The sequence below is a fragment of the Subtercola boreus genome (assembly GCF_006716115.1).
Lineage (GTDB): Bacteria > Actinomycetota > Actinomycetes > Actinomycetales > Microbacteriaceae > Subtercola > Subtercola boreus.
Genome location: NZ_VFOO01000001.1, coordinates 639,225 through 656,257 on the forward strand (window position 1 = coordinate 639,225; position 17,033 = coordinate 656,257).

Annotated in this window: 16 protein-coding genes; 7 read left to right on the plus strand and 9 right to left on the minus strand. The window is 68.4% G+C overall.

The window, feature by feature from the left end; genetic code table 11:
- The first annotated feature begins 92 nt into the window (after positions 1 to 92).
- The 3 genes from FB464_RS03075 to FB464_RS03085 all read left to right on the plus strand — a co-directional run bounded on the left by FB464_RS03075 (position 93) and on the right by FB464_RS03085 (position 2,761).
- Positions 93 to 410: a YtxH domain-containing protein gene (locus FB464_RS03075; RefSeq protein WP_116411743.1), complete on the plus strand. Its 318-nt coding sequence runs from the start codon at positions 93 to 95 to the stop codon at positions 408 to 410.
- 225 nt (positions 411 to 635) lie between these two features.
- The gene (phoH2, locus tag FB464_RS03080; RefSeq protein WP_246092897.1) at positions 636 to 1,976 is read left to right on the plus strand and encodes an RNA 5'-3' helicase PhoH2; all 1,341 of its coding nucleotides are present in this window, start codon (positions 636 to 638) and stop codon (positions 1,974 to 1,976) included.
- Between the two features lie 104 nt (positions 1,977 to 2,080).
- Entirely contained in the window at positions 2,081 to 2,761 is a 681-nt protein-coding gene (locus tag FB464_RS03085; protein ID WP_116415164.1) for a prepilin peptidase, read from the plus strand.
- 175 nt (positions 2,762 to 2,936) lie between these two features.
- Here FB464_RS03085 and FB464_RS03090 read toward each other — a convergent pair whose 3' ends face one another.
- The 6 genes from FB464_RS03090 to xseA form a co-directional block, all read right to left on the minus strand.
- Positions 2,937 to 4,316, minus strand: a complete 1,380-nt coding sequence (locus tag FB464_RS03090) for an FAD-binding protein (protein WP_116415163.1) — start codon at positions 4,314 to 4,316, stop codon at positions 2,937 to 2,939.
- Positions 4,317 to 4,417: 101 nt separating this feature from the next.
- Positions 4,418 to 5,836, minus strand: coding sequence for a class II fumarate hydratase (locus FB464_RS03095; protein WP_116415162.1), 1,419 nt, complete (start codon positions 5,834 to 5,836; stop codon positions 4,418 to 4,420).
- A gap of 106 nt (positions 5,837 to 5,942) precedes the next feature.
- Positions 5,943 to 6,548: a carbonic anhydrase gene (locus FB464_RS03100; RefSeq protein WP_116416629.1), complete on the minus strand. Its 606-nt coding sequence runs from the start codon at positions 6,546 to 6,548 to the stop codon at positions 5,943 to 5,945.
- Between the two features lie 44 nt (positions 6,549 to 6,592).
- Complete coding sequence (locus FB464_RS03105; protein WP_116415161.1) at positions 6,593 to 7,267, minus strand: DUF4245 domain-containing protein; 675 nt, start codon at positions 7,265 to 7,267, stop codon at positions 6,593 to 6,595.
- Positions 7,268 to 7,270: 3 nt separating this feature from the next.
- Positions 7,271 to 7,546, minus strand: a complete 276-nt coding sequence (locus FB464_RS03110; protein WP_116415160.1) for an exodeoxyribonuclease VII small subunit — start codon at positions 7,544 to 7,546, stop codon at positions 7,271 to 7,273.
- Positions 7,547 to 7,556: 10 nt separating this feature from the next.
- Positions 7,557 to 8,801, minus strand: coding sequence for an exodeoxyribonuclease VII large subunit (xseA, locus tag FB464_RS03115; protein ID WP_246092898.1), 1,245 nt, complete (start codon positions 8,799 to 8,801; stop codon positions 7,557 to 7,559).
- Positions 8,802 to 8,858: 57 nt separating this feature from the next.
- Between xseA and FB464_RS03120 the strand changes: the two genes are divergently transcribed.
- From FB464_RS03120 to FB464_RS03130, 3 genes are read left to right on the plus strand one after another with little or no spacing between them, the layout of a single operon-like run.
- The gene (locus FB464_RS03120) at positions 8,859 to 9,890 is read left to right on the plus strand and encodes a 4-hydroxy-3-methylbut-2-enyl diphosphate reductase (protein WP_142206766.1); all 1,032 of its coding nucleotides are present in this window, start codon (positions 8,859 to 8,861) and stop codon (positions 9,888 to 9,890) included.
- Positions 9,891 to 9,950: 60 nt separating this feature from the next.
- On the plus strand, positions 9,951 to 10,721 hold the full coding sequence (locus tag FB464_RS03125; RefSeq protein WP_246092899.1) for an ABC transporter ATP-binding protein: 771 nt from the start codon (positions 9,951 to 9,953) through the stop codon (positions 10,719 to 10,721).
- Positions 10,703 to 12,280, plus strand: a complete 1,578-nt coding sequence (locus tag FB464_RS03130) for a transporter (RefSeq protein WP_116415158.1) — start codon at positions 10,703 to 10,705, stop codon at positions 12,278 to 12,280. The genes FB464_RS03125 and FB464_RS03130 overlap by 19 nt, the downstream gene beginning before the upstream one ends.
- Positions 12,281 to 12,383: 103 nt before the next feature.
- Here FB464_RS03130 and FB464_RS03135 read toward each other — a convergent pair whose 3' ends face one another.
- Positions 12,384 to 13,016 carry a DUF6264 family protein gene (locus tag FB464_RS03135; RefSeq protein ID WP_116415157.1) on the minus strand — a complete coding sequence of 211 codons (633 nt, stop codon included), beginning with the start codon at positions 13,014 to 13,016 and terminating at the stop codon, positions 12,384 to 12,386.
- 114 nt (positions 13,017 to 13,130) lie between these two features.
- On the minus strand, positions 13,131 to 14,183 hold the full coding sequence (gene fbaA / locus FB464_RS03140; protein WP_116415156.1) for a class II fructose-bisphosphate aldolase: 1,053 nt from the start codon (positions 14,181 to 14,183) through the stop codon (positions 13,131 to 13,133).
- Positions 14,184 to 14,344: 161 nt separating this feature from the next.
- Between fbaA and glpX the strand changes: the two genes are divergently transcribed.
- Positions 14,345 to 15,331, plus strand: a complete 987-nt coding sequence (glpX, locus tag FB464_RS03145; protein ID WP_116415155.1) for a class II fructose-bisphosphatase — start codon at positions 14,345 to 14,347, stop codon at positions 15,329 to 15,331.
- A gap of 13 nt (positions 15,332 to 15,344) precedes the next feature.
- On the opposite strand, the gene FB464_RS03150 is transcribed toward glpX, so the two are convergent.
- A complete protein-coding gene (locus FB464_RS03150; RefSeq protein ID WP_246092900.1) occupies positions 15,345 to 17,033 on the minus strand; it encodes a GMC family oxidoreductase in 1,689 nt (562 codons plus the stop codon).

The following is a 17,033-nucleotide window of genomic DNA, read 5'->3' on the forward strand; positions in this document are numbered from 1 at the left end:
AGGGCGAGGTCAAGCCCTTGAAGCGTGGCCCGAATATCCGGAACATCGATCGTGTACACATTCGCGAACGACAGAAGAAACGGTGAAATCGGATGAAGGGCAAAATCTTGCTGGTGATCGGCTTCGGAGTCGGTTACGTTGCGGGTTCAGCGGCTGGCCGCAGGCGCTACGAGCAGATCAAGTCGAAAGCCGAGGCGGCGTGGAATCAGCCGCAGGTGCAGAAGGCCGTGCACAACGCCGAGCAGTTCGTTGCCGACAAGGCCCCGATCGTGCAGGAGAAGCTCACCGACGCAGCCAAGGCGGCGCCCGGCGTGATCAAGGATGCAGCGGCCAAGGTGCGCGGCACCGCCGACGACGTGGCGGACAAAGCCGAAGACGCGGCAGACGATCTCGCGAAGAAGACCTCCTGACATCGTTCGGTTCCTCCCCCGTAACACAACGTTAACGTCTGCAGGGGTGTGTCGATTCGTTTCGGCGCACCCCTTCGGAATAGGTTGTGAGCATCAGGTATGGCACCTGATCGAGGCGGCCACATAAGTACGTTTCGATACCAGCCACGGTCTTGAAAGAGGCTTGGCGGCCGCTTCGCCGGAAAGAGATCCGGGTGAGCAACGCCGCCCGGGGTTGGAGTACTTGTGCCCGATCAGAAACTCAAGAAGTCCGAGACCACCAGCCAGAAGACGGCCGAGCGTACCTATGTGCTCGACACCTCCGTACTGCTGAGCGACCCGAAGGCGATCTTCCGGTTCGCCGAGCATCCTGTGGTGCTCCCGGTTGTGGTCATCTCCGAGCTCGAATCCAAACGGAACGACCCGGAGATCGGATACTTCGCCCGCCAGGCCCTTCGGAACCTCGATGAGCTGCGCGTGCTGCACGAAAGGCTCGACTTCCCGATCGCGGTCGGTGATGCCGGTGGGAGCCTGCGGGTCGAACTCAACCACTCGAACATGTCGGTGCTGCCGTCGGGCCTGCAGTTGCAGGACAACGACTCGCGCATCCTCGCCGTCGCGCTGAACCTGTCGAACGACGGGCTCGACGTGACGGTCGTGTCGAAAGACCTCCCGCTCCGGGTCAAGGCGGCGTCCATCGGGCTCGCCGCCGAAGAGTACCGCGCGGAGCTCGCCGTCGATTCCGGGTGGACCGGCATCGACAGCATCACGCTGAGCGCCGCCGACATGTCGAAGCTCTGGGACCAGGACGGCATGGACACCCCGCTGGTGTCGGACATGCCGATCAACACCGGCTTGGTCATCCATTCGGATCGTGGATCGGCGCTGGGACGCGTGAACGGAAAGCACTCGTTCCAGCTGGTGCGCGGCGACCGTGACGTGTTCGGCCTGCACGGGCGCTCGGCTGAGCAGCGTGTGGCGATCGACATGCTGCTCGACCCCGAGGTCGGCATCATCTCGCTGGGGGGTCGAGCCGGTACGGGGAAGTCCGCTCTGGCCCTCTGCGCCGGGCTCGAAGCGGTGCTCGAGAAGCAGCAGCACAAGAAGATCATGGTGTTCAGGCCGCTCTACGCGGTCGGTGGCCAGGAGCTCGGTTTCCTGCCGGGAGATGCCAGCGAGAAGATGAACCCCTGGGCGCAGGCGGTCTTCGACACGCTCGGTTCGCTCGTGTCGCAGAACGTGCTCGACGAGGTGGTGGAGCGGGGCATCCTCGAGGTGCTGCCGCTCACGCACATCCGCGGGCGGTCGCTGCACGATGCGTTCGTGATCGTGGATGAAGCGCAGTCACTCGAACGCAACGTTCTGTTGACCGTGCTGTCGCGAATCGGGTCCAACTCACGCGTCGTCCTTACACATGACGTGGCGCAGCGCGACAACCTGCGCGTCGGCCGGCACGACGGCGTCGCCTCGGTGATCGAGACGCTGAAGGGCCACCCGCTCTTCGGACACATCACGCTGACGCGCTCGGAGCGGTCGGCGATCGCTGCGCTGGTGACGGAGATGCTGGAGTCGAACGAGCTGTCGTAGCACCGGCGCGCTGCCGGCGTGAGGCGGCGGGCATGTTCGACGAGGGGCCGGATGCCTGTGGATAACTTCTACAGGCCGCCGGCCCCTCGGTCTAGGGTCTCCGGATGCCCGTCACCTTCGTCTTCGCCCTGTCCGTCCTGCCCGTGCTGTACGTTGCCGTCGCGACGCCATTCCTCGTCGTCTTCGACGTGCGCCATCGCCGGCTGCCGAACGTCATCGTGCTTCCCGGACTTGCGGTGGTGGCTCTCGCGGCGGCCGCGGCGGCACTGGTGGCGCACGTCGACGCCTCCGGCACCGCACTCGTCGCGGGCGTGACCCTGGTCGTGTTCGCACTGTTCCGCGCGGCGGGCGCCCTCGCCATGGGAGACGTGAAGCTCGCTGTACTGCTCGCGGCGGCACTCGCGCCGCTCGCCGGAGCGAGCCTCGCGCCCTACGTCCTCGCCGTCACCACCACCGCGTTCACGGCCGGTCTCGTCTCGCTGCTCGTGCTCGACCGCACGCGCCGGCGTTCTCGCCGGAGTTGCGATCGTGCCTGCCGGTGCCGTGAGCGGACGACCCGTGCCTGTGGCCGTGCCTGCCGGAGCCCCCGACAGGCCGCTGGCGGCCTCGCCTTCAGCCCTCGCGAACAAGGGAGCGTCAGAGTTGGTGTCAGGCCTCCTGTGGGTGTCGCCTCCACCGTGAGGGCTAGCCCGAGTGACATTCCGCTCGGGCCGTTCCTCCTGCTCGGCTTCTGGGTGCCGGTCGTCGCAGCCATCGTGTTGCCGGGCGGAGTGATCCCGGAGTGAATCGCCGTCTCGACGCCGGGCCTTCGACAGACGGACGATTCTCAGCCGCTACGACCAGCTATTGCGCCGTCTGTTTGCTGAAGCTCGTCCAATTGTTCGTCGCGTGCGCGTGCGAGACCCGCCTAGCCGTCTGGCCGCGCCTCCGGGCGGCTCGGGGGCGCGCAGGCGGCGCGGGTCAGGCGCCGAAGAGTTTTGCGCGCAGGAAGTCGTTGCGGAACTTGTGGGTCGGGTCGACCTGTTCGGCGAGCCGGGTGAAGTCGGGCATCCGGCTGTAGAGCGGAGCGATCGCCGAGACATCGGCCGCGAAGACCTTGCCCCAGTGCGGGCGCGCACCGAACGGCGCGAGTGCGGACTCGAGATCGGGCAGGAGGGCCTCGACCTCCGGCCCGAGCGGCTTCCACGTGAAGTGCAGCGCGACGGAGTCACGTTCGGAGGCTGTGCTCAGCCAGAAGGTGTCGGCGGCCACGGTGCGGATCTCGCTGATGAACAGCAGCGGGGCGATCCGGTGCGCGAGCCCGCGGAGCGCATCAATTGCCGCGACGGCGTGCTCGCGCGGGATCAGGTACTCCGACTGCAGCTCGTCGCCCTTCGACGGGGTGAAGTCGAGCCGGAAGTGGGGGAGCCTGTCGATCCACGCGCCGGGAAGGCCGAGCTGCTCGGTGCAGGCCTCCGCTCCGACATCCGGGAGCGGGTGGCGGCGTTCCGTGGCGGAGCGGGTGCTGAAGAACCCTTCGCCGAGCCCGACCGCGACACCGCCCGTGCCACCAGCCGCGCGGCCGCCCGCGCCACCAGCCGCGCCGCCGCTCGTGCCGTCAGCCGCGCCGCCGCTCGCGCCATCGACCGTACCGTCAGCCGTGACGTCGCGATGCAGCGCGTGGCGCCCCCGGCGCTGCTTCAGCCAGACCTGGTCGACGGTGTCGTTGGCCCAGTTCGTGAAGAGGCTCACGCTGTACGCGGCCGAGGTGATCTCGTCGAAGTGTGCGGCCAGGTCGTTCCAGGAGAGGTTCTCGAACACCGAGACGGCCACGTCGAAGGTCGGCTCGATGTCGAGGGTCAGCTCGCTGATGACGCCGAGTGCACCCAGGCCGACGGCGTAGCCGTCGAACTGCTCATCTCCCCGCGAGATGTCGACGAGCGATCCGTTCGCCTGCACCAGCTGCAGGGAGGCGATGGATGTCGCGAGGTTGCCGTTCCGGTCGCCGGAGCCGTGCGTCGCCGTCGCCGTGGCCCCGCTGACCGAGATGTGCGGCAGCGAGGCGAGGTTGGCGAGCGCAAAACCGTGCTGTTGCAGGTAGTGGCCGAGCACGCCGTAGGTGATGCCCGCTGTCACCCGCACCGTCATCGAGACCTCGTCGATGTCGATCACCGGCTCGAAGCGGTCGAAGGAGACCAGGATGCCCGGGGTGGCAGCGATGGTGTTGAACGAGTGTCGCGACCCGAGCGGGCGCACCGCCTCAGCGCGGGCGACCTGCTGCTGCAGTTCGTCGAGCGTGCGCGGTCGCCGGAGCTTCTTCTCCCCGTAGGCGACGTTGCCCGCCCAGTTCTTCTCGCTCACAGGCTCTTCTCGCTCACAGCTTCTTCTCGCTCACAGAAATCTTGCGCTCACAGGCAGGCTCCCGGCCGGAGCCCCGACCGCGCCGGAGCCCCGACCGCGCCTCAGGCCGTGGCCTGGGGCGGCCGCGTCATCGACAGCACATCGAGCGCCGTGTCGAGCTGCTCCAGCGTGACCTCGCCGCGCTCGACGAAACCGAGGTCGATGACGGCCTCGCGCACGGTGAGTCCGTTCGCCACGGAGTGCTTCGCGATCTTCGCCGCCGCTTCGTACCCGATGATGCGGTTCAGCGGCGTGACGATCGAGGGCGACGACTCGGCCAGCGCGCGGGCGCGCTCGAGGTTCGCCTCGAGACCCGCAACGGTCTTGTCGGCGAGCAGCACCGACGACGTCGACAGCAGGCGGATCGACTCCAGCAGTGCCGTGCCCATCACCGGGATCGCGACGTTGAGCTCGAACGAGCCCGACGCACCCGACCAGGCGATCGACGCGTCGTTGCCGATGACCCGCGAGCACACCTGCAGCACGGCCTCCGGGATGACCGGGTTGACCTTGCCGGGCATGATCGACGAACCGGGCTGGAGGTCGGGGATGTGCAGCTCACCGAGGCCGGTGTTGGGGCCGGAGCCCATCCAGCGGAGGTCGTTGCAGATCTTGGTGAGGCTGACGGCAAGCACCCGCAGTGCTCCGGATGCCTCGACCAGCGAGTCGCGGGCGCCCTGCGCCTCGAAGTGGTCGCGGGCCTCGGTGATCGGCAGGCCCGTCTCCGACGCGAGAAGCTGGATGACCAGCTGCGGGAAGCCGGCGGGCGTGTTGATGCCCGTTCCGACGGCCGTGCCACCGAGGGGAACCTCTGCGACATGCTTCAGCGTGCCTTCGACACGCTCGATGCCGAGGCGCACCTGGGAGGCGTATCCGCCGAACTCCTGGCCGAGGGTGACGGGCGTCGCGTCCATCAGGTGGGTGCGGCCCGACTTGACGGCCGTGGCCCAGAGCACCGATTTCTCCTCCAGTGCCTCGGCGAGGTGCGCGAGGGAGGGGACGAGGTCGTTGATCAGCGCCGCCGTGACGGCGACGTGCACGGAGGTCGGGAAGACGTCGTTCGACGACTGGGACGCGTTGACGTGGTCGTTCGGGTGCACCTTCGAGCCGAGCCGCTCGGAGGCGAGGCTCGCCAGAACCTCGTTCATGTTCATGTTCGTTGAGGTGCCGCTGCCGGTCTGGTAGATGTCGATCGGGAACTGGTCGCCGTGGTCTCCTGCTACGACCTCGTCGGCGGCCGAGGCGATCGCGTCGGCGATTCCGCGGTCGAGCACGCCGAGTTCGGCATTCGCGAGGGCTGCCGCCTTCTTGATGCGTGCGAGGGCCGCGATCTGGGCGGGCTCCAGCACGTCGCCTGAGACGGGGAAGTTCTCGACCGCACGCTGCGTCTGGGCGCCGTACAGGGCGCTGGCGGGAACCCGCACCTCGCCCATCGTGTCGTGCTCGATGCGGTACTCGGATCCGGCTGCGTTCTCCACCACTTCGTGGTTCCTTTCGGTAGGTGCGTGGCCCGGGAGAGGGGCACGCGGGATGGTTGTCGTGAGAGCTGTGTGAGGTGTCGGCTCGTCCGCTGGTGCGAGCGACGGGTCAGAGGTCGCCGATCACCACGTCGGGTTCGGCGCGGCCCTCGGAGAGCCGGTAGTTGGCCCCGACGATGCCGAGGCGGCCGTCGGCGATCGCCTCGGAGATCATCTCCGAGCTTTCGAGCAGCTCGGCGATGGTGTCTTCGAGGTGGTACTTGCCGACCACATGTGCATCGAGAGGGGCGTCCGCCTCCGCACCGGCCAGGGCGGCCTCACCGGCGACCCGCCTGACCGCCGGGATGATCGGGCTGATCAGGTTGGCGATGTGCACCGGCAGGGGTTCGGCATCCGGAAGCACCGAGTCGATCGCGGCCCTCACCGCACCGCACTCGTCGTGGCCGAGCACGACGATGAGCTGCACGCCGAGCACGCCGACCGCGTACTCCAGGCTGCCGACGACGGACTCGGAGATGACCTGTCCGGCGTTCCGCACGACGAAGAGGTCGCCGAGGCCCTGGTCGAAGATGATCTCCGCGGCGAGCCGCGAGTCGCTGCAGCCGAAGAGCGCCGCACGGGGTGTCTGCTGGGCTGCGAGGCTGTTGCGCCGATCGACGTCCTGCCGGGGGTGCTGCGGTGCCCCGGTGATGAATCGTTCGTTGCCGGCGAGCATCTCCGCCCAGGTCTCGGCGGGTGTGCTGGCTTCTTCGACGGTGCTCACGACCCGGCTCCTGTGCTCGGCGCCGGCCCGGCGGTCGACTGGGCGGCGATGTTGGTGGTGAGGGCGGCCGCGACGAGCTCGACGTCGGTGTCGCTGGCTGTTCCGTAGAGCACGTAGGTGCTGCGGCCTGCCGTCGTGGTGAGGGCGTACTCGGCGTTCCCGACGTCCTGGGAGGTCGACCGGTTGTCGTAGACGGTCCACTGGATGCCGTCGACCAGGATCGTCGACGAAGCCGCCGTGTCGTGCACCTGGTCGGACAGCCAGCTGTCGTTCGCGTCGACACCCTGCGCGAGCGCCACGAAGGTGGTGGCCGGTGTCACCAGCCCGATGTACCAGTAGGCCACACCGTCGTTGCCCCGGCGGATCTCCGCGGCATTCGACGTCCAGCCGGTGGGCAGGTCGGGTACGGCGACCGGCACGGGCAGCGCTGCCTGCGCGCTCGTCGCGACCGAGCGGTAGTCGATGGTCTGCAGCTGGGAGGTGTCGTTCCGGGGTACGAGCAGCACGATCACGATGACCACGGCGACGCAGACGATCAGCGACAGCCACAGGTTGTTGATGGTCTTGTTGGCCCGGTACTTGCGCGACTGCTCCGCCTTGCGGGCGGTCGTCTCCTCGAGGGTCTCGGGCCGACCGAGCTCTGCGACGACGCGCGGAGGTTTCTGGGCCACGGGCTACTCCGCCTTCGATCCGGAGCTCGCGGTGGCCCGGGCGGCGTCGAGCCGCGACTTCGCACCGATCAGCCACTCCTCACAGCGAGCGGCCAGGGCCTCGCCGCGCTCCCAGAGCGCCAGCGACTGTTCGAGGGTGGCTGCGCCCCGCTCGAGTTCGTTCACGACCTGCACCAGCTCGTCGCGGGCCTGCTCGTAGCTGAGCGCGCTCGTGTCGGTGGCGGCACCGGCGGGAGCGCCCACAGCGACCGCGTCGGAAGGAGCAGAGGGGTTCGGCATGGCTCCAATCCTATCCGCGACCGGAGGAGGGGGCCTCGCCCTCCGAGCGACCTGTGAGTGTTCCCTCGGCAAGTGTGATTGTGAGCGAGGAGGCGGGTGGAGCATCCGAGGGCCGCCGCACGATGCCGCCGCTCGGCCCCTGCACGATCGCATAACCGCGGTCGAGTGTGCTCTGCGGCGAGAGCGCCCGGAGCCTCGCGCCCAGTTCGCTCGTGCTGTTGCCGGCGCGCTCGAGCACCCGGTGCAGCAGTTCGGTGCCGCGGGCCACGTAACGGGTCAGGTCTTCGGCCCGCGAGTCGACGATCCAGGAGGATCCGGCCAGAGCCGGCCGCGACCGCAGCTGTTCCACGCGATCGATCTCGTGCCGCACGAACGCGCTCACGCGGAGCGACAGGCGGGCGCGGGCCTGGTCGATGCGGTCGAGTTCCTCCGAGACATCCGGAACCACCCGCTTCGCGGCGTCGGTCGGTGTGGATGCCCGGAGATCCGCCACCTCGTCGAGCAGCGGCCGGTCGGCCTCGTGCCCGATCGCCGAGACCAGCGGTGTCGCACACGCAGCGGCCGCCCGCAGCACGCTCTCGTCGCTGAAGCCGAGCAGGTTCTGGAAGTCGCCGCCGCCCCGCGCGACGATGATCACGTCGACCTCCGGGTCGGCGTCGAGCGCGCTGATCGCCGCGGAGACCTCGCGGGGTACCCGGTCGCCCTGGACCGCGGCATGGACGACCCGGAACGACACGGACGGCCAGCGCAGTTGCGCATTCCGCAGCACGTCTTTCTCGGCGTCACTGTCTTTGCCCGTGACCAGCCCGATGCAGCGGGGGAGGAAGGGAAGCGGCTTCTTGCGGGAGGCGTCGAAGAGCCCCTCGGAGGCGAGTTGGCGGCGCAGGCGCTCGAGGCGCTCGAGCATGTCGCCGAGCCCGACGTGGCGCATCTCGAACACCTGCATCGAGAGCGTTCCCGCCTTCAACCAGTAGTTCGGCTTGAACAGGGCGATCACTCGGTCACCCTGTTTGAGGTCATCCGGCAGCTTCGCCTTCACCGACGACCAGATCGTGAAACCGACCGTGACATCTTCGGTGAGGTCCCGGAGTTTGCCGTAGACGTTGCCGCCGCTCACGCCCCACTGGGTGATCTCGCCTTCGACCCAGGCGGTGCCGAGGCGGTCGAGGTAGGCCTTGATCTTGCCCGAGAACACGGAGACCGGCCACGGGCTCTCCAGGGTCGGCGGACCACTCGGATCGAACGCAACGGCCAAGCCCACACCTCCTGCACGTAGAATCATCAGGTGAGCAACGCAACCGTCAGTCTGCCGATGCCGAGAATCCCCGGCGTACGCAACAGGCTAAAGGATACCCCCGTCATCGGAGCCAAGCGGGTGCTGCTCGCCGCCCCCCGGGGCTACTGCGCCGGAGTCGACCGCGCGGTCGTCGCCGTCGAGAAGGCCCTCGAACGCTACGGCGCACCGGTCTACGTGCGGAAGCAGATCGTGCACAACGTGCATGTCGTCTCGACGCTCGAGAAGCAGGGCGCCATCTTCGTCGAGGAGGTGGATGAGGTACCCGCCGGCTCGCATGTCGTCTTCAGCGCGCACGGCGTGTCGCCCGCCGTGGTGCAGGGTGCCGCAGACCGGGGTCTCCAGGCCATCGACGCCACCTGCCCGCTCGTCACGAAAGTGCACCGCGAGGCCGTGCGTTTCGCCCGTGACGACTTCGAGATCCTGCTGATCGGTCACGAAGGTCACGAAGAGGTCGAAGGAACGGCCGGTGAGGCTCCCGAGCACACCACGCTCGTCGGCAGCCCCGACGAGGCGGACACCATCGTCGTGCGCGACCCCGACCGCGTCGTCTGGCTCTCGCAGACCACCCTCAGCGTCGACGAGACGATGGAGACCGTGCGGCGCCTCCGCGCCCGGTTCCCGAACCTGCAGGATCCGCCGAGCGACGACATCTGCTACGCCACCCAGAACCGCCAGGTGGCCATCAAGAAGGTCGCCGCCGGCAGCGACCTCGTGATCGTCGTGGGTTCGGCCAACTCGTCCAACTCGGTGCGCCTCGTCGAGGTCGCGCTCGAATACGGCGCGAAGGCGGCCTACCGCGTCGACTACGCGCACGAGGTCAAGCAGGAGTGGCTCGACGGCGTCAACACGGTCGGTGTCACCTCCGGGGCATCCGTTCCCGAGGTGCTCGTGCAGGAACTGCTCGACGACCTGGCCGGCGCCGGCTACGGCGACATCGAGACCGTTCAGACGGCTGAAGAAGACCTGATCTTCTCGCTTCCGAAGGAGCTCCGCCAGAGCTCGTCGGGGCAGCAGGATGCCCGGGCTCTCGGAGGCCGCCGGAGCTGAGTGTTTCGTCCCCGCCGAAGCGCCTCCCCTACGATGGGGGCGATGAGAAGGGGAATCTCCATGACGCCAGACCTCCCGGTCGCGGCCCTCGAACTCCGTGGGCTCACCAAACGATTCGGTGACAAAGTCGCCGTCGACTCGCTCAGCCTGACCGTTCCGACAGGGTCGTTCTACGGCCTCGTCGGCCCGAACGGCGCCGGCAAGACGACGACGCTCTCGATGGCCACGGGCCTGCTCCAACCCGATGCCGGGCAGTCGATCATCCACGGCGTCGACATGTGGCAGCAGCCGCTTCAGGCCAAGCAGCTCGTCGGCAATCTCTCCGACGGCGTCAAACTCTTCGACCGTCTCACCGGCGAGCAGCTCGTCACCTACAACGGCCTGCTGTTCGGCATGTCGCGTGAAACCGTCGCCGAGCGGGTCGCCGACCTGCTGAAGCTGCTCGACCTCGAGAGCGCCGCGGGCACCCTCGTCGTCGACTACTCCGCGGGCATGACCAAGAAGATCGCCCTCGCCTGCGCGCTCGTGCACGCGCCGAAACTGCTCGTGCTCGACGAGCCGTTCGAGTCGGTGGATCCGGTTTCGGCCGCCAACATCCGCGACATGCTGACCGACTACGTGGGTGGCGGGGGAACGGTCATCGTCTCCAGCCACGTGATGGATCTCGTGCAGCGCATGTGTGACCATGTTGCCGTCGTCTCGGCGGGCCGTGTGCTGGCCGCAGGCACCGTCGACGACGTACGCGGCGAATCGTCCCTGGAGGACCGCTTCGTCGAGCTGGTCGGCGGGCGGCACCACACGGAGGGTCCGGCATGGTTGCGACACTCCTGAGACTCCGCTTCCTCGTCCTTCGCAACTCCCTCCGGCGGAGCACCTGGCAGCTGGTCGCCGTCATCATCGGGGCGGTCTACGGGCTCGGCGTGCTCGGTATCGCCGTGATCGGGCTCGTCGCCCTGGCGTTCGCTCCGCAGGAGCTCGCCGCGACGATCATCGTGCTTGCGGGGTCGGCGGTGGTGCTCGGCTGGATCGTGGTGCCTCTCATCGCGGCAGGGGTCGACCAGACGCTCGACCCGGCACGGCTCGCCCAGTTCCCGCTGCCGATGTCGAAGCTGCTGGTGGGGCTGACCCTCGCCGGGGTGCTCGGTGTGCCCGGCGTCATCACGACGATCGCCTCGCTCGCGACCGTGGCGTCGTGGATCCGGTACCCCTTTGCGGCGGCGGCCGCGGTCGTCTGTGCCGCCCTGGCCGTGCTCACCTGTGTGGTCGGCTCCCGCATGGTGGCCGCGCTCAGCGTGAGCCTGCAGTCGCAGCGGCGGTTCCGGGAGATCAGCAGCATCCTCATCTTCATCCCGCTCATCCTGCTCGGCCCGATCATCATCGGCGTGAGCCAGAGTGTGCGGAACTCGGCCGATGCCCTGCCGGCGATCGCCGACGGGCTCGGCTGGACACCGCTCGGTGCCGCCTGGAGCGTGCCCGCCGACCTGGCAGCCGGCGATCCCGCGGGGGCAGGGTTCAAGTTCCTCATCGCCGTGGCGACGCTCGCTCTGCTGGTGTTCATCTGGCGGCGGAGCCTCGCTGCCGCGCTCGTCTCGCCGCACGCGGCAGCGTCGAAGCGGGTCGCCCGCGGCAAGATCGGCCTGTTCGGGGTCTTCCCCGCCACTCCGGCCGGCGCAGTCGCGGCCCGCTGCCTCACCTACTGGCGACGCGACCCCCGCTACGCCCGCCAGCTGATCGTCGTGCCGCTGATCCCGGTGCTGCTCGCGTTCTACTCGAACAACATGCATTCGCTCACGCTCCTGACGCTCGCGGGCCCTCTCGTCGCGTTCCTCCTGTCGCTCGGAACGCTCGCCGACATCTCGTATGACGGCACCGCGTTCGCCGTACACGTCGCCGACGGGGTGCGCGGAAGGGATGACCGGCTGGGCCGCGTCGTGGCACTGGCCGTGATCGCGGTTCCCGTCGTGCTGGCCCTCACGCTCATCACCGTGGGGATCGCGAACGCCTGGGCCGAACTGCCGCTCCTCCTCGGGCTGGGGTTCGGCGCTCTGCTGTCGGGCTTCGGCGTCACCAGCGTCTCGTCGGCACGCATCGTCATCCCGGTGCCGGCCGCCGGCGACAACCCGTTCAAATCGGCTCCCGGCGCCGGTTTCACCACGGCGCTCAGCTCGTTCGCGACCTGGGGCATCCTGACCCTGCTGGTGCTGCCCGAGATCGTGCTGACCGTGGTGGGGTTCGTCACCGGCTCCGCGCTGGTCGGGTGGATCGGGTTGGTCGTGGGGCTGCTTCTCGGCACGGCACTGGCGATCGCGGGCATCCGTCTCGGCGGGCGCCAGCTCGACCGCTCGGGCCCCCAGCTGCTCAGCCGCCTGAAGACCCTGCGCGGCGCGTAGCCGCCTCGCCCGCCCTGCCCGCCCGCCCGGCCCCGCTCGCCCCGCCCGCCTCGGCCCCGCACCGCCACCTCGAACTCCCGAGCCGATCGGCGCGGCAGCGACGCTAAGGAGCGGTGGTGCCCGTGACCGCGGTGATCTCCTGCAGGAACGACGGGTCGCTGAAGAACGCGAACGTGATCGCGCCGATCCAGACGACGAAGGTGACCGCGCCGAAGACCAGCGGGATGAAGAACGCGATCCGGCGGCGCTGCACGCGCCGCACCGACAGGATGATCGAGCCGAGGTTCAGGATGACCGTCAGCACACCCGCGACGGTGCCGACCGTCTGGGCGGCCGACGACGCGGCGAACGAGCCATAGCCCTGCATGGCCGCGGCCTGGCCGAGAACGGTGTTGAAGTCGAACAGTGCGGGCACCATGCTGGCCGAGAGCAGGATGCCGAAGAAGAGCAGCACGCCGGTCGCGACCACGTCGGCGGTGTTGAGGCGGCGGGGTGCGCCGGCAGCGGTGGCACCGTACTTCGGAGCGGAATCCTGCCCGTTCAGCGGGCTGTACGGACGCGGCTGGCCGGTCGGCGGCACTGCCTGGCCGCCGTAGGGCGACGGCGCGGAGCCCGGTTGGGTGCCCCCGGCGGCCGGCACCGGCACGTCCGCGCCGGCGGGTGGTGCGGGGGGCTTCCACTCCCAGCCCTCAGGGGCGAGCTCGCCGTACTTGGGTTTCGGCCTGTCGTCTACCATGCCCACGACCCTACCGAGTTTCCCCGATGCGCAGCTGAACGGGCGGTCCGTTGCGCTACAGGGAAACCCGGCGAAGGGTGCAGGAGGGGCGGGTGCGGGAGGAGCGGGTGCGGCCTATTTTCCGGAGTGGCCGGCGGAGCCGAGCTGCTGCGTCGCCTCGACCACGCGGGCGGCCATAGCGGTCTCGGCGATCTTGCCCCAGGCGCGCGGGTCGTAGACCTTCTTGTTGCCGACCTCGCCGTCGACCTTCAGCACGCTGTCGTAGTTGCTGAACATCGTGCCGGCGATCGACCGGGTGAACGCGTACTGCGTGTCGGTGTCGATGTTCATCTTGATGACACCGTTCGCGACGGCCTCGGTGATCTCAGCGTCGCTCGAACCGGAGCCGCCGTGGAAGACGAGGTCGAAGGGCTTGTGGTTGTCGCCGAGGGTCGAGGCGTACTTCGCGTACACGCCGTCCTGGATCTCCTTCAACAGCTCCGGGCGGAGCTTCACGTTGCCGGGCTTGTACACGCCGTGCACGTTGCCGAACGTCAGGGCCGCCATGTAACGCCCGTTCTCACCGAGGCCGAGCGCCTCGACGGTGGCCAGGGCATCCTCGACAGTCGTGTACAGGTGCTCGTTGATGTCGTGGCTGACGCCGTCCTCCTCGCCGCCGACGACGCCGATCTCGACCTCGAGGATGGCGTTGATGGCGCGGGTGCGCTTCAGGATGTCTTCGGCGACCTTCAGGTTCTCACCGAGCGGGATGGCGGATCCGTCCCACATGTGCGACTGGAAGATCGGGTCACGGCCGGCCTTGACCTCGGCCTCGCTCGCGGCGATCAGCGGCAGCACGAAGCTGTCGAGAGCGTTCTGCGGGCAGTGGTCGGTGTGGAGGGCCACAATGATGGGGTAGTTCTTCGCGACCTCGTGCGCGAACGCGGCGAAGGCGAGCGCGCCGGTCGCGCGGGCGCTGCCCGAGGCGGCCTGGGCCTTCTGGCCCGCGAAGTAGTCCGCGCCACCCGTGGTGACCTGGATGATGCCATCGGAACCCGCCTCGGAGAGGCCCTGCAGCACCGCGTTCAGCGTCTGCGAACTCGAGACGTTGACCGCTGGATAAGCGAACCCGGAGGTCTTCGCTTTGTCGAGCATTTCGGCGTACTGATCGGGCGTGGCGATGGGCATGACTCTCCTTTGATGATGTGCGGTTCCAGCATAGCGAGACAGGCCTTCCCGGGCTGGGGGCCCTGCCAGCGCTACTCTGTAAGCAAGCGGGCACACTCACCGTCTTCACGCGGGCGGGACTCCCGCCACCGCCCTGTCACGAGCCCCGAGAAGGAACCGCCTTGACCATCACCGATTCTCCCGCCTCCCTGCAGCACCCCGACCGGAACCTCGCCCTCGAACTCGTTCGGGCCACCGAAGCCGCCGCCATCCGGGCCTGGCCGTGGATCGGCAAGGGCGACAAGCTCGCCGCCGACGGTGCGGCTGTGGATGCCATGCGAGCCCTGCTCGGAACGGTCGACTTCGACGGTGTCGTCGTCATCGGCGAGGGCGAGAAGGACAAGGCCCCGATGCTGTTCAACGGTGAACACGTCGGAAACGGCAACGGACCGGCCTGCGACATCGCCGTCGACCCGATCGACGGCACCTCGCTGACGGCCGCAGGCCGCCCGAACGCCATCTCCGTGATGGCCGTGTCCGACCGCGGCACGATGCTCGACGCCTCCTCGGTGTTCTACATGGACAAGATCGTCACCGGTCCCGAGGGCATCGGTGTCGTCGACATCCGGAAGCCCATCGGGGAGAACATCCGCGCACTCGCCAAGGCGAAGGGCAAGGATGTCTCGGAGATGAAGATCGCGGTGCTCGACCGTCCACGGCACGCCCAGCTGATCGACGAGATCCGCGCTGCGGGAGCCGGAACGCGGCTGATGCTCGACGGCGACGTGGCCGGCGGCATCAACGCGGCCCGCTACGAGACCCGCACCGACATGTGCGTGGGCATTGGTGGCAGCCCGGAGGGCATCGTCACGGCGTGCGCGATCAAGGCGCTCGGCGGATTCATCCAGGGCATCCTCCGCCCGGGCAACGACGAGGAGCGCCAGCGCGGCATCGACGCAGGCCTCCTGATGGACCACGTCTACGAGGCCAACGACCTGGTCGCCTCCGACAACACGTTCTTCGTCGCGACGGGCGTGACGGATGGCGGGCTGGTGAACGGTGTGCGACGCAAGGGCCCGATCATCCGCACCGAGAGCATCGTGCTGCGCTCCCACTCGGGCACCATCCGCCGCATCGTGGCCGACCACCTGGCGGAGAAGTGGCTCTAGCCGGCTGAGGCCGTCACGCCCGGGTGGCGGCGTGTTCCGTCGCTCCGAGCAACACCTCGTCGGTGGCGTGAGCGGAGCTCCCCAGAATCAGGTCGGCCGCCTTCTCGCCGATGACGATGGACGGGGCATTGGTGTGACCCCGGATGATCCCCGGCATCACCGAGGCGTCGGCGACGCGCAGCCCCTGCACTCCGCGCACCCGGAGTTCTTCGTCGACCACCGACGCGGCGTCGGAGCCCATCCGCGCGGTGCCGACAGGGTGGTACAGCGTGTGCGAGTGCTGTTCGATGGCGAGAGCGTCGCGATCGTCGACGTTCAGCGACTCTGCGCCGTCGGGTTGCACGAAGGTGCCCCGGGTGATCGACCGCATCGCCTGCGTCGTGAGGATCCGTTCGCAGACCTTCAGTCCAGCCGTCAGCGTCGCCCGGTCCCGGCCCGCCGCGTCGCTGAGGTACTTCGGATCGATGAGCGGTTTGTCGAACGGATCGGCCGTCGCCAGCGTGACTGTGCCGGAGCTCTCCGGCTGCAGCAGGATGGCGCCGACGGAGAGGCCGTGGTCGGTGTGACCGATGAGTCCTTCGCCGATGAAGGCGACGGGTGCGAAGATGAGCTCGATGTCGGGCAGGGCGAGCGATGGATCGGTCTTGATGAAGCCGTACGCTTCGGCGACGTTCGAGGTCAGCATGCCCTGCTTCTTCGAGAGGTACTTCACGAGCTGGGCAGGCTTCTGGGCCAGGAACAGCGTGTCCTCTGCGGCATCGACCGCGAGCAGCGCGACGAGGTGGTCGCGCAGATTCCTGCCGACCTCGGGGGAGTGCGCCACCACGTCGATCCCGAACTTCTGAAGCTCGGCGCTGTCGCCCACCCCTGACAGCATCAACAGTTGCGGGGTGTTGACGGCACCGCCGCTCAGGATGATCTCCCGACGGGCGCGCACGACCTTCGTGCGACCATCCTGGACATATTCGACACCCGCCGCTCTCGTTCCCTCGAACAGCACCCGCGTGGTGTGGGCGCCCGTGCGCACGACGAGGTTCTTCCGCTTGCGGGCCGGCTTGAGGTATCCGTCTGCCGTGCTGAAGCGCGCACCCTTGGCCTGGGTGACCATCGTCTGGCTCACTCCTTCCTGGTTCTTCCCGTTCGCGGCGACGACGGCCAGGCCGATCTCCTTCGCGGCGGAGAGGAAGACAGCCGTGTGCGAACGCGGGCTTCGCTGGGCCGACACGCTGATGGCCCCGGATGCCCCGGTCTCAGCGTCATGCGTTCCCTCGACCCGCTCTGCGCGCGTGAAGTATCGCACGAGCGATTTCCAGGACCAGCCTGCGCCCGCCGACTCGGCCCAGGCGTCGTAGTCTTCGGGAAACCCGCGCACCCACATCATCGCGTTGATCGACGACGAGCCGCCGAGCATCTTTCCCCGCGGCCAGTAGATACGCCGACCGCCGAGCTGCGGCTGCGGCTCGGTGTCGTAGTTCCAGTCGAGCGGTGAGCGGAAGAGACTCGAGAACGCCGCGGGAATGTGGATCTCCATCTTCTTGTCGACCGGGCCCGCCTCGAGCAACAGAACGGTGTGGGTGCCGTTCTCGCTCAGCCTGCTCGCGAGGGCGGAGCCGGCTGATCCCGCACCGACGATCACATAGTCATGGGACTCGGTGCCGGCATCCAGAACTTCGGGTCTGGCGTTCGAGCGTGCGGTGGTCAC